The organism is Rhodococcus ruber (genome assembly GCF_016804345.1).
Classification (GTDB): domain Bacteria; phylum Actinomycetota; class Actinomycetes; order Mycobacteriales; family Mycobacteriaceae; genus Rhodococcus; species Rhodococcus ruber.
Map to the genome: position 1 here is coordinate 603543 of NZ_CP044211.1, position 12144 is coordinate 615686.

At 71.7% G+C, this 12144-nt stretch carries 15 protein-coding genes; 12 read left to right on the forward strand and 3 right to left on the reverse strand.

The features are described from left to right. Nucleotides 1-5 precede the first annotated feature (5 nt). A complete protein-coding gene (locus tag F1734_RS02810; RefSeq protein ID WP_203011338.1) occupies nucleotides 6-791 on the reverse strand; it encodes a DUF2470 domain-containing protein in 786 nt (261 codons plus the stop codon). 106 nt (nucleotides 792-897) lie between these two features. On the opposite strand from F1734_RS02810, the gene F1734_RS02815 reads away from it, so the two are divergent. The 4 genes from F1734_RS02815 (at nucleotide 898) to F1734_RS02830 (ending at nucleotide 3981) form a co-directional block, all read left to right on the forward strand. Next, nucleotides 898-1572, forward strand: coding sequence for a hypothetical protein (locus tag F1734_RS02815; protein ID WP_140189089.1), 675 nt, complete (start codon nucleotides 898-900; stop codon nucleotides 1570-1572). Between the two features lie 70 nt (nucleotides 1573-1642). Further along, the gene (gene pheA, locus F1734_RS02820; protein WP_064066213.1) at nucleotides 1643-2557 is read left to right on the forward strand and encodes a prephenate dehydratase; all 915 of its coding nucleotides are present in this window, start codon (nucleotides 1643-1645) and stop codon (nucleotides 2555-2557) included. Beyond that, nucleotides 2554-3216, forward strand: coding sequence for a histidine phosphatase family protein (locus F1734_RS02825; RefSeq protein WP_026137966.1), 663 nt, complete (start codon nucleotides 2554-2556; stop codon nucleotides 3214-3216). The genes pheA and F1734_RS02825 overlap by 4 nt, the downstream gene beginning before the upstream one ends. A 117-nt stretch (nucleotides 3217-3333) precedes the next feature. Next, on the forward strand, nucleotides 3334-3981 hold the full coding sequence (locus F1734_RS02830) for a TetR/AcrR family transcriptional regulator (protein WP_017681565.1): 648 nt from the start codon (nucleotides 3334-3336) through the stop codon (nucleotides 3979-3981). Nucleotides 3982-3990: 9 nt separating this feature from the next. On the opposite strand, the gene F1734_RS02835 is transcribed toward F1734_RS02830, so the two are convergent. Together F1734_RS02835 and F1734_RS02840 are read right to left on the reverse strand one after the other, a co-directional pair. Further along, nucleotides 3991-4773, reverse strand: coding sequence for an enoyl-CoA hydratase (locus tag F1734_RS02835; protein WP_059174810.1), 783 nt, complete (start codon nucleotides 4771-4773; stop codon nucleotides 3991-3993). A gap of 32 nt (nucleotides 4774-4805) precedes the next feature. Continuing rightward, nucleotides 4806-5774 (reverse strand): NADPH:quinone oxidoreductase family protein, encoded by a 969-nt coding sequence (locus F1734_RS02840; RefSeq protein ID WP_203011339.1) that lies wholly within the window; start codon nucleotides 5772-5774, stop codon nucleotides 4806-4808. Between the two features lie 188 nt (nucleotides 5775-5962). Between F1734_RS02840 and F1734_RS02845 the strand changes: the two genes are divergently transcribed. From F1734_RS02845 to F1734_RS02880, 8 genes are all read left to right on the forward strand, one after another. Next, nucleotides 5963-6763, forward strand: coding sequence for a crotonase/enoyl-CoA hydratase family protein (locus tag F1734_RS02845; protein WP_010595986.1), 801 nt, complete (start codon nucleotides 5963-5965; stop codon nucleotides 6761-6763). Between the two features lie 78 nt (nucleotides 6764-6841). After that, the gene (locus F1734_RS02850) at nucleotides 6842-8035 is read left to right on the forward strand and encodes a thiolase family protein (RefSeq protein WP_010595987.1); all 1194 of its coding nucleotides are present in this window, start codon (nucleotides 6842-6844) and stop codon (nucleotides 8033-8035) included. 26 nt (nucleotides 8036-8061) lie between these two features. Next, nucleotides 8062-8823, forward strand: coding sequence for a 3-hydroxyacyl-CoA dehydrogenase (locus F1734_RS02855; RefSeq protein WP_010595988.1), 762 nt, complete (start codon nucleotides 8062-8064; stop codon nucleotides 8821-8823). Between the two features lie 37 nt (nucleotides 8824-8860). After that, on the forward strand, nucleotides 8861-9499 hold the full coding sequence (locus F1734_RS02860) for a TetR/AcrR family transcriptional regulator (RefSeq protein WP_124258904.1): 639 nt from the start codon (nucleotides 8861-8863) through the stop codon (nucleotides 9497-9499). A 61-nt stretch (nucleotides 9500-9560) separates the two neighbouring features. Then, a complete protein-coding gene (locus tag F1734_RS02865) occupies nucleotides 9561-10718 on the forward strand; it encodes an acyl-CoA dehydrogenase family protein (RefSeq protein ID WP_203011340.1) in 1158 nt (385 codons plus the stop codon). Nucleotides 10719-10746: 28 nt separating this feature from the next. Beyond that, nucleotides 10747-11505: an SDR family NAD(P)-dependent oxidoreductase gene (locus F1734_RS02870; RefSeq protein WP_119699298.1), complete on the forward strand. Its 759-nt coding sequence runs from the start codon at nucleotides 10747-10749 to the stop codon at nucleotides 11503-11505. 46 nt (nucleotides 11506-11551) lie between these two features. Continuing rightward, on the forward strand, nucleotides 11552-11839 hold the full coding sequence (locus tag F1734_RS02875) for a putative quinol monooxygenase (protein ID WP_010595992.1): 288 nt from the start codon (nucleotides 11552-11554) through the stop codon (nucleotides 11837-11839). 134 nt (nucleotides 11840-11973) lie between these two features. Further along, nucleotides 11974-12132: a hypothetical protein gene (locus tag F1734_RS02880; RefSeq protein ID WP_010595993.1), complete on the forward strand. Its 159-nt coding sequence runs from the start codon at nucleotides 11974-11976 to the stop codon at nucleotides 12130-12132. The last annotated feature ends 12 nt before the right edge of the window (nucleotides 12133-12144 follow it).

Here is a 12144-nt window from a genome sequence, read left to right on the forward strand (position 1 = left end):
GAAGATCAGTGCCTGGCGCGCAGCCCGTTGGCGAAGGGGCAGCCGACGAGGCGGCGCAGGGCGCGGCCGAGGGACTCGGCGTCGTCGGCGGGTTCGGGGAACGGAATCCGCACGTCGTGGTCGCCGTGACCGGACTCGAGCCGCAGGCGCAGGCCGTAGCGGTCCAGGCCGAGGGGCCGGATGCGGCCACGCCGCTCGGCGGCGGGAATGTGCCGGGCGATGCGGTGGACGAGGTCGCCGTGGTCCTGCTCGAGGTGCTCGAGCCAGGCGGACTCGACGGCGGCGAACGGGTCCGGGGCGGCGGCGAGGACGTCGGCGACCTCGACGGCCTCGGCGCCGGTGGTGTCGGCGGCGACGACGGATGTGAGCCGCAGACGCAGCAGTTCGGCGCGGTGCCCGACGTCGAGCAGCGCGGGGTGCGGGAGGGTCGCGGCGATGTCGGCGGCGAGCCGCCGGGGCTCGGCGACGGTGTGTGCGGTGCCGCGGAGCCAGATGAGCGAGCGGACGGGGTTGCGCAGGCGCAGCGGCGAATGGTCGGTCAGCTCGAGCACGGCGTGCAGACCCGCGGCGCCCCGTTGCCAGGTCAGCGCGACGGCGGCACAGTCGTCGGGGACGACGACGAGCAGGTCGCCGTCGCTGTGCAGGTGGTGCAGCACCGTGGTCACGGGCGCGGCTCCGTCGGTAGCGAGTACGGCAGAGCCGGTGGCGAGCACGGCGGAGCCGGCACGGACGATGGCGGTGCGGACGGTCTCGGCGGTCGAGGGTGCGGGAAGGGCGGTGGTGGCCGGCATCGGATCCTCCTCGATTAGTAGGTGAGGCAAACCTAAGTCATGGTGACCGGGGTCGCAACCTCCCGGCGACTAACCTGAGGAGGTGCCCATCCCGCTCACGCTCGGAATGCCGCCGTCCCGCGAGGAGCCCCGCGGCCTGCTCACCGCCCTGCTCACCCGCCGGCACCCGACCCTCGCCGACGCACTCGCCGCCCCCGCCCACACCGCGATCGGCGACCCCGTCGTGCCGGTGTCCGCGCTGACCGAGGCCTTCGCCGGGAGCGCCGCCACGCTGCGGATCGTCGGTGAACTCGACGTCGCACCCGAACGCCTGTCCGGCCTGCATCCGGTCCCGGTCCGCTACCAGCTCGACTGCCCCGCGGAAGAGCTCGACGTGGCGCTCGCGATCGCCGTCCCCGCCCCCCTGACCGTCTACGTCGACGCCGGTGACCTGCCCGAGACGGCCCGCGCGCTCGTCGGTGCCGGGCACAGCCCCGGCCTGCCCGCCGGGCGCGAGGCGGGGGAGGTCGCCGACTTCCTGTCCGTCCTCGCCCACGCCGGCACCGGCTTCGCCGCGCGCGCCCGCGACGCCGACGAGGTGCTCGCCCTGCTCGCCGCCACCGTCGCCGCCCTGCGCGGCGACGACGTGCGCGCCGCGCTCGCCGCACCCGACCCCGCCCGGCTGACCCGGCTGATCCCCGAGGCCGCGGCCGCGGTGCGCGAGATCCTGCTCGCCGTCGAGGTCGACGACCCGCCGGCCGTCGCGCAGGACCTCGCCGGCCTCGGCCTGCCGCCGCGATGATTCCGTTTGCCGTGACGACGTTTGCCGTGACGACAGGGTCCGGACGAATTCGGTGCGTACCCTTCTAGGCGTGCCACGCATCGCCTACTTCGGTCCCACCGGAACCTTCACGGAGATGGCCCTCGCCCGGTTCGAGGATGCCGGAACCTTCGACGGTCCGGTCGAGCGGGTGTCGGCCGCCAGCCCGCCCGCGGCGCTGCAACTCGTGCGCGACGGCGCGGTCGACGCTGCCGTGGTGCCGATCGAGAGCTCGGTGGAGGGTTCCGTGCCCCCCACGATGGATGCCCTCGCGGTGGGCCCGCGCCTGCAGATCGTGGCCGAGACCGAGCTGGACGTGGCCTTCACCGTCGTGGCCCGGCCCGGCGTCACGCTCGGCGAGGCCCGCACCGTGCACGCCTATCCGGTGGCCGCCGCACAGGTGCGCCAGTGGATCGCCGACCACATGCCGCAGGCCGAGGTGGTGACCGCCTCGTCCAACGCCGGGGCCGCCGAGGACGTCGCGGCCGGCAAGGCCGACGCGGGCGTGTCCACCGCGCTGGCCGGGCAGCGACTCGGCCTGCAGGTCCTCGCCGACGGCGTCGCCGATCACTCCGGCGCCCGCACCCGCTTCGTGCTGGCCACCCGGCCCGCCGCCACCCCGGCCCGCACCGGCGTCGACCGCACCTCGGTGATCCTGCAGCTGCCCAACGAGCCGGGCTCCCTCGTGCGGGCCATGACCGAGTTCGCCACCCGCGGCATCGACCTCACCCGGATCGAGTCCCGTCCCACCCGTCAGGAATACGGGACCTACTTCTTTCACTTGGACTGTGTCGGCCACATCGACGACGCGCTCGTCGCCGAGGCGCTCAAGGCGCTGCACCGCTTCGCGCAGGTGCGGTTCCTCGGCTCCTGGGCGGCGGTGTCCCAGCACGGTGTGGCCCCGGTGTCGGACGAAGAGGATGCGCGGTGGCTGCAACGGCTGCGGCGCGGGGAGGAAGAGCGTTGAGCGGCCGATTGATCCTGGTGCGGCACGGACAGACGGTGGCGAACGTCGCGCGTCGCCTCGACACCAAACTGCCGGGCGCCGAACTGACCGAGCTCGGCGTCGCGCAGGCCCGCACCCTCGGGCGGGGGTTCGCGCAGCAGCCGCCGACGGCATTGTTCGCCTCGCAGGCCCTGCGCGCCCGGCAGACCGCCGAGCACGTCGAACTCGCCGCGCGGGTGACCACCGTCGTCCGCGAAGGCCTGCACGAGGTGCAGGTCGGGGAGCTCGAGGACCGCAGCGACGAGGAATCCCACACGCTGTTCATGAAGGTGTACGAGTCCTGGCACACCGGCGACCTGCGCGACCGGGTGCCGGGCGGTGAATCGGGCATGGACGTCCTGGACCGCTACCTGCCGGTGGTCGAGTCGGTGCGGGCCGACTATCTCGACAGCGGTTCGGGGGACGTCGTGGTGGTCAGCCACGGTGCCGCGATCCGCCTCGTCGCCGCCCACCTCGGCCGGGTGCCGGGCAGCTTCGCGACCAGCAACCACCTCGCCAACACCGAGAGCGTCGAGCTGGTCCCGCTGCCGGGTGGCGGCTGGGAGTGCGTCCGCTGGGGCACCTTCCAGGGGCCGTTCCACGACACCGGGCGCGCCGGCGCCGACGATCCGATGGGCTGAGTTCGCCCCCACCGTCCGCCCTGGAAGCGCCCGGACGCGGAGGCGTCCCGGGTGCTGCCGGCGCACGGGTATCCTCGAGCCGTCCGAACGTAGCGATCGATAGGTTGGGTACGGCACATGGGAACTTCCACCGACGGCACCGTCGCGGACGGTGTCGCTGGGCCGGACTGGCGACGTCTCGAGCCGATGGAGCTGACTCCCATCCTCTCCGCGGCGCTCGATGCGTTCTACGAGACCGGGTTCCACGGCACCTCCGTGCGGGAGATCGCCCGCCGGGTGGGCGTCACCGTGCCCGCCCTGTACTACCACCACGAGAACAAGGAAGGCCTGCTCATCGCGCTGCTCGAGCTCTCGACGAGTGACGTGATGGCGCGCGCCTACGCCGCGGACGCCGACGGCGGCGACGACCCGGTGCAGCGGCTCGCCAATGCCGTCGAGGCGATCGTGCTGCGCATGACGAACCGTCCCCGACTCGCCGCGCTCGAGGGCGAGGTGCGCTACCTCAGTCCCGAGAACCGGCAGCGTTACCGCGCGGTGCGCAAGGAGATCGAGAAGCTCGTCCTCGAGATCGTCGAGGACGGGACCCGGCGCGGGGTGTTCGACGTCGAGGACCCGGCCGAGACCACCCGCGCGCTGCTGGGCATGTGCCAGTCCATCCCGCGGTGGTATCACCGCGAGGGCTCCCTGACTCCGGAAGAGGTGGCGCGCAAGTACGTCGCGATCGCCCTCAAGACGGTCGGCGCCACCCCCGCCTCGACGGCCTGACGGGCCGGCTCAGCTCCGCCCGAACACCGCCGTCCGCTTCTCCTGGAAGGCGCTCACGCCCTCGTGGAAGTCCGCGGACGCCAGCAGCTCGAGCTGGCCGGCTCGTTCGCGGCCGAACGCGTTGTCGAGCTCGCCGAGGGTCGCGTCGTTGATCGCGTCCTTGGTGGAGCGGAAGGCCTCGACGGGGCCGGCGGCGAGCCGGGCGGCGAGCGCGTCGACGGCGGCGGCGAAACCGTCGTCGGGGTACACCTCGGCGATCAGGCCGGCCGCGAGGGCCTCGCTCGCGGGCAGCCGTTCGGCGAGCAGCGCCATCTTCAGCGCTCGGGCCCGACCGATCGACGCGGCGACGAGTGCCGTCGCGCCGCCGTCGGGCATGAGGCCGATGCGGGTGAAGGCGAGCAACAGGTAGGCCGACTCCGCCGCGACGGTGAGATCGCAGCCCAGTGCGAGGGACACACCGACACCGGCAGCGGGACCGTTGACGGCGCCGACGACCGGCCGCGGGAAAGCGCGGATCGCGGCGACGGTGCGGTTGGCCGCGTCGATGGTCTCGGCCGACGGCGGCGCGGACAGGTCCTTGCCGGCGAGGTCGGCACCGGTGCAGAACGCGCGGCCGGCACCGGTGAGGACCGCGACGCGCACGGCGTCGTCGCCGGCGTGCTTCTCGAAGGCGTCGGCGACGGCCTCGAGGGTGGCGGCGGTGACGGCGTTCATCCGGGCGGGCCGGTCGAGGGTGATACGCAGGATGCCGTCGTCGACGGTCACGTCGACTCCGATCGGGTCGATGGTCATGGGTCCTCCGGGGAGTCGGGTGCTCGGGACGATCAGGGGCGCAGGTTCAGGGCGACCTTGCCGGTCGCGGTCCGGTCGGCGAGCGACCGCAGTGCCGTGGCGGCGTGCGCCATGGGGTGGACGGTGGGTTCGGGGACCTGCAGGGCCCCGGAGCGCAGCAGCGGTTCGAGCTGCGCCCATTGGCGGGCGGTGTAGCCGGGGAAGGTGCGCACGTACTCGCCCCATCCGGCGCCGAGGACCGAGATGTTGTTGAGCAGCAGGCGGTTGACCTTGACGGTGGGGATCTCGCCGCCCGTGAAGCCGAGGACCACCAGGCGTCCGTTTGGTGCCAGGCTACGCAGGCTGTCGGTGAACCGGTCTCCGCCGACGGGGTCGAGGACGATGTCGACCCCGCGGCCGCCGGTGAGCTCGAGGACCCGGTCCTTGAAGCCGTCCGCGAGGACGGTGTGGGTGGCGCGGTTGGCCTTCGCGACCGCCGCCTTCTCCGCGGTGCTCACCACCGCGACGGTCTCGAGGCCGAGGGCGGCCGCGACGTGCAGGGCGGCGACGCCGACACCGCCCGCGGCGCCGTGCACGAGCACCGTGTCGCCGGCGCGGTACCGGGCGCGTTCGTCGAGCGCGAAGTGGACGGTGAGGTAGTTCATGAGGAACCCGGCGCCGGCGGTCAGGGACACCGAATCGGGAAGCGGGAACACCGATTCCGGGGACACCGCGACGGTCTGCTGCCACGCGCCGGCGGCGGCGAGCACGGCGACCCGTCGTCCCGGTGTCAGGCCGCTGTCCGCCGGTGCGGAGCGCACGACGCCGGCCCCTTCGACGCCGAGCACGCATGGCAGGGGGCGCACGACCTGGTAGCCGGCGGTGGTCTGCAACAGGTCCGGGAACGAGACTCCGGCGGCGTGGAGATCGACGAGGACGCTGCCGTGCGGGTCGGGTTCGGGCACGTCCACGAGCCGCACGCCCTCGGGTCCGGTTCTGTCGATCAACTGCACGGCCTGCATGGGCTCTCCTGCCGTCCTTGTGGCCGAGCGGGTTTCGGTGCTCCGCGGCCCGGTGATCGCGTACCGCTCATCCATACCAGAACGTCCTGATCGGACGCTAGCTAGACGAGACCATTGACCGATCGATCGGTCCGTGATAGTGATTTAGCGATCGATAAGTAGACCTGACCGTTTCCGACAGGAGCCCCATGGCCGAGGAGTCCACCGTCACCGAAGCTGCCGCGCTGTACGAGCGCCGCGGCAACGTCGCCGTCATCACGCTCAACCGCCCACGGGCGCTCAACGCCGTGAACGCGGCGCTCTCTACGGCGGTCGGCACGCTGCTCGAGCAGGCCGAGGCCGACGAGGAGGTGCGCGTGGTGGTCCTCACCGGCGCCGGCCGCGCGTTCTGCGCGGGCGCCGACCTCAAGGCCCTCGCCACCGGCGAGAGTCTCGCCGCCGAGGGACATCCCGAATGGGGCTTCGCCGGGTACGCCCAGCACTGGATCAGCAAGCCGACCATCGCCGCGGTCAACGGGTTCGCCCTCGGCGGCGGCACCGAGCTGGTGCTCGCGTCCGACCTCGCGGTCGTCGACGAGGACGCCGAACTCGGCCTGCCCGAGGTCAAGCGGGGCCTGTTCGCCGCCGCGGGCGGGGTCATCCGCCTGCAGCAGCAGATCCCGCGCAAGATCGCCCTCGAGATCGCGCTGACCGGCGAGCCGATCTCCGCCGCCCAGGGCAGGGAACTGGGCCTGGTCAACCGGGTCGCCCCCGCGGGAACCGCGCTCGAGGTGGCGCTGGGCCTCGCCGAGACGATCGCCGCGAACGCGCCGCTGTCGGTGCGCGAATCGAAGGCGATGATCCACCGCACCGCGCACGGCGACGACTGGGAGCCGGGGGTGTGGGAGGCCAACGACGCCGCGCTGCGGACGGTCTTCACCAGCGAGGACGCCAAGGAAGGCCCGACCGCGTTCGCGCAGAAGCGGCAGCCGGTCTGGACGGGTCGCTGACCCTCTGATCTCGGCCCGGGGTCTCGTCGATCCCTCCGGGACACCCGGGCCGCTCCAACCCCTCGAAAGGAATTCCTCATGACCAACGCTGTCATCGTCGACGTGGTCCGCACCGCGGTCGGCAAGGGCAAGCCCGGCGGCGCCCTGTCCGGCACCCACCCCGTCGAACTGCTCGCCCACGTCCTGCGGGAGATCACCGCGCGCAACGACCTCGACCCGGCGCTGGTCGACGACGTCATCGGCGGCTGCGTCAATCAGGCCGGCGAGCAGGCCCTCAACATCTCCCGCACTGCCCTGCTGTCGGCCGGCTTCCCCGAGTCGGTGCCGGCCACCACCATCGACCGCCAGTGCGGCTCGAGCCAGCAGGCCGCGCACTTCGCCGCGCAGGGCGTCATCGCCGGCGCCTACGACATCGTCATCGCGTGCGGTGTCGAGTCGATGAGCCGCGTGCCGATGGGCACCTCGTCGATGGGCCAGGACGCCTCCGGCCCGGGCATCGCCGCCCGCTACCCCGAGGGCCTGGTCAATCAGGGCATCTCCGCCGAACTGATCGCCGCGAAATGGAAGTTCGACCGCGAGGCGCTCGACACGTTCTCGGCGCAGTCGCACCAGCGGGCCGCCGAGGCGATCGCCGCCGGCTTCTTCGACAAGGAGATCGTCCCGATCACGGTCACCGATGCCGCCGGTGCGCAGGTCCGGCACACCGTCGACGAGACGGTGCGCGCCGCGACCACCGTCGAAGGCCTGGCCGGGCTGAAGCCGTCGTTCTACACCGAGGCGTACGCCCAGCGCTTCCCCGAGGCGCAGTGGCACATCACGCCGGGCAACTCGTCGCCGCTGTCCGACGGTGCCTCCGCGGCGCTGATCATGAGCGAGGAGGCCGCGGCCAAGCTGGGCCTGACGCCGCGGGCCCGGTTCCACTCGTTCGCCGTCGCCGGCGACGACCCGCTGTTCATGCTTACCGCGCCCATCCCGGCCACCCGCAAGATCCTCGCCAAGTCCGGGCTCAGCATCGACGACATCGACGCCTACGAGGTCAACGAGGCGTTCGCCCCGGTGCCGCTGATGTGGGCACACGAGTTCGGCGCCGACCCGGCCAAGCTCAACCCGCGCGGCGGCGCCATCGCCCTCGGCCACGCCCTCGGCTCGTCCGGCACCCGCCTGCTGACCACACTGGTGAACCATCTCGAGGCCACCGGCGGCCGCTACGGCCTGCAGACCATGTGCGAGGGTGCCGGCATGGCCAACGCCACCGTCATCGAACGCCTCTGAGACACAACAGAACCGAAGGGAAGAACATGATCGTCAACGACAGCGTCGCCGTCGTCACCGGGGGCGCCTCCGGCCTCGGCCTCGCGACCGTCGAGGCCCTGCTCGCCGACGGCGCCCAGGTCGTCATCATCGACCTGCCGTCCTCCAACGGCGAGACCATCGCCAAGGAACTCGGCGACCGCGTCCGCTTCGCCGCCGCCGACGTCACCGACGAGGCCGCCGTCACCGAGGCCCTCGACCTGGCCGAATCGCTCGGCCCGCTGCGGGTCGCGGTCAACTGCGCCGGCATCGGCAACGCCGTCAAGACCGTGAGCAAGAAGGGCGCTTTCCCGCTCGACGCGTTCAAGAAGGTCGTCGACGTCAACCTCTTCGGCACGTTCAACGTCATCCGCTTGGCCGCCGAGCGCATCGCGAAGACCGAGCCCGTCGACGGCGAGCGCGGCGTCATCATCAACACCGCCTCCGTCGCCGCGTTCGACGGTCAGATCGGGCAGGCCGCCTACTCCGCGTCCAAGGGCGGTGTCGTCGGCATGACCCTGCCGATCGCCCGCGACCTCGCGTCGCTGCTCATCCGCGTCGTCACCATCGCGCCGGGCCTGTTCAAGACCCCGCTGCTCGGGTCGCTGCCGGAGGAGGCACAGAAGTCCCTCGGTCAGCAGGTCCCGCATCCGGCCCGCCTCGGCGACCCGTCCGAGTACGGCGCCCTGGCCGCGCACATCGTCTCCAACCCCATGCTCAACGGCGAGGTCATCCGCCTCGACGGTGCCATCCGCATGGCCCCGCGCTGATCGTCGCACACGAGCAACATGTGAGAGGACGGGGTCGATGACTGCCCAGCCCGAACTCCGCCGGTTGGCGAACTGGCGGGAGTTCGAGGCGCTGCAGCTCGACCCCATCCTCGAGCATGCCCTGGACGCCTTCGGCGAGAACGGTTTCCACGGCACCAGCGTCCGGGATCTGGCCCGCCGGGTCGGGGTGACGGTACCCGCGCTGTACTACCACCACGAGAACAAGGAAGCCGTCCTCGTCGCGCTCCTCCACACCGCCGTACGTGATCTCACCGAGCGCGCCCTCGCGGCCGTCGCCGCGGGCGGCGACGACCCCGTGCGGCGCTTCACCCACTTCGTCGAGGCGATCGTGCTGAACTCGACCTACCGATCCCGGCAGTCCGCCCTCGACTCCGAATTGCGCCACGTGTCGCCGCAGAATCGCCGCCACTACGCCGCAACCCGCAAGCGTGTCGAGTTGATCGCCCTCGATCTCGTCGGCGAGGGCGTCGAACGCGGCGTGTTCGTCGTCGACGACATCGCCGAGGCGGTGCGGGCCCTGCTCGGCATGTGCCAGTCCATCGCCCGCTGGTATCGGATCGGCGGGCCCCTGACCCCTGACCAGGTCGCCGCACGCTACACCGTCATCGCGCTGCGCATCGTGGGGTGCCCGTCCGCGGCGGCGCGCACAGGGTGACTGCCGGGCCGCACCGCCCGCCCTGCACACCGAGACCGTGCACACCGAGACAGGGACATTCATGAAGCGCCACTTCTTCGACGCCGACCACGACGCGTACCGGGAGACGGTACGCGAGTTCCTCGCCCGCGAGGTCGAACCGAACTACGAACGCTGGGAGGACGAGCGGCTGATCGACCGCTCCGCCTGGATCGCCGCGGGCAAGGCGGGCGTCGTCGGCCTCGGCGTCCCCGAGGAGTACGGCGGGTCCGGCGTGACCGACTACCGGTTCCGCTGCGTCGTCGCCGAGGAGATCGCCCGCACCGGCACCACCTCCTTCGGCTCCGGCATGAGCCTGCAGGACGACATCGCCGTCCCCTACATCGCCGACCTCGGCACCGAGGAGCAGAAGCGCCGCTGGCTCCCCGGCATGGCCGCCGGCGAACTCATCGGGGCCATCGCCATGACCGAGCCCGGCACCGGGTCCGACCTGCAGGGGATCAAGACCACCGCGGTGCGCGACGGCGACGACTGGATCCTGACCGGGCAGAAGACGTTCATCACCAACGGAATCCATTCCGACCTGGTGATCGCCGTCGCCCGCACCGACCCGAAGGCCGGCGCCCGCGGCTTCTCCCTGCTCGTCGTCGAACGCGACATGCCGGGCTTTACCCGCGGCCGCAAACTGCACAAGGTGGGCCTGGCCGGCCAGGACACCGCCGAGCTGTCCTTCGACGCCGTACGGGTGCCGGCGGGCAACGTGCTCGGGACCGAGGGTCAGGGATTCGTCCACCTCATGGAACACCTTCCCCTCGAACGTATCTCCATCGCCGTCGGTGCCGTCGCCGCGGCCCGGGCGGCGTACGGGTGGACCAAGGACTACGTGTTCGAACGCACGGCATTCGGCAAGCCGATCGGCGACCTGCAGAACACCCGCTTCGCCCTCGCCGAGATGCTCACCGAGATCGAGGTGACCGGTTCGCACGTCGACCGGTGCGTGCTCGCACTGAACGCCGGGGAGCTGACCGCCGTCGACGCCGCCAAAGCCAAGTGGTGGGCCACCGAGCTGCAGAAGCGCGTCGTGGACCGGTGCGTGCAGTTGCACGGCGGCTACGGGTACATGATGGAGTACCCCATCGGGCGCGCCTACGTCGACACCCGCATCCAGACCATCTACGGTGGCACCACCGAGATCATGAAGGAGATCATCGGCCGGGACATCGCCGCCGAATACGCCTGATCCACGCCACCTTCGAAGGAGCGACACGATGTTCGATCTGTCCGGGAAGCGGGCACTGGTCACCGGCGGCTCGGCCGGCATCGGCCTGGGCATGGCGCGGGGACTCGCCGCCGCGGGCGCCGACGTCGCGCTGTGGGGCCGCGGCACCGACCGGCTCGCGAAGGCGGCGGCCGACCTCGAGGCGACCGGGGTCCGCGTGCTCACCCGATCGGTGGACGTGTCCGACGAAGCGGCCGTCCGCGACGGTGTCGCCGCGACGGTCGAGGAACTCGGCGGGCTGGACGTCGTCGTGGTCAACGCCGGAATCGGGGTGCCGCTCGCGCGGTTCGTCGACTCGAGCACCGAGGACTACCGGAAGGTGATGGCGGCCAACCTCGACGGCGCGTACTTCACCCTGCGGGAGACGGCCGGGGTGCTCGTCGGCCGGGGCACCGGCGGATCGATGATCGTCACGTCGAGCCTGGGTGCGATCCAGGGCGCCGGACGCAATCAGGCGTACGCCGCCACCAAGGCCGGGGTCCTGGCGCTGGCCAACGGCTGCGCGGTGGAACTCGCCCGGCACCGCATCCGCGTCAACAGCGTGCTGCCCGGCTGGATCGCCACCGACATGACCGGGCCGCTGCAGGACTCGGAGACGTTCGAGTCCCACGTGATCTCGCGAGTACCGTTGGGCCGGTGGGGAACTCCCGAGGACTTCGCCGGCATCGCCGTGTACCTTGCGAGTGACGCTTCCGCGTTCCAGACCGGATCGTCCACCCTGATCGACGGCGGATACTCGATCTTCTGAGCCGCCGGAAATGTTGTCCAGCAAGAATCGTCCACGAGGAGGAACTATGGCACTGACCGCATTCCTGGAGCTCGAGTTCAAGCCCGAGACGCTCGGGGAGGGCCGCGCACTGATGGACCGGGTTCTGAAGGAGACCCGCGCGTTCGACGGGTGCCTCGGCATCGAGGTGCTCGCCGACCGGTCGAACGAGGCGCACTGGGTCGTCGTGGAGAAGTGGGAGTCCGAACAGCACGACGCCGCCTACCGCGAGTTCCGGGCCGGGCCCGGCGCCATCACCGAACTCGGCCCGCTGCTCGCCGGCGCGCCGAAGCTGACCTACTTCGACGAGGTCTGACCGGCAGGGGGTGGGCAGATTCCGCCCTGGGGTGCCTGGGCACGGGTGACGCCGTGGTCGACGATCGGTATGTCGGATCGACGCCCGCCCACCCGGTCCCGGGGACGGCGGAACCCCCAGGAAAGGCGGACGCCATGAACGTCGAAGAGATGGCCCGGACCCTGCTCACCCTCGATGACGAAGCGGCGCTGCGCAGCGTCGCGGCGATCGAGGACGCCACCTTCGCCGCGTATGCGAGCGACTACGTCGAAGCCATGACCCGGCCCGGCTGCAAGGGGTGTCACGGCGGCTGATCGACGGACGTG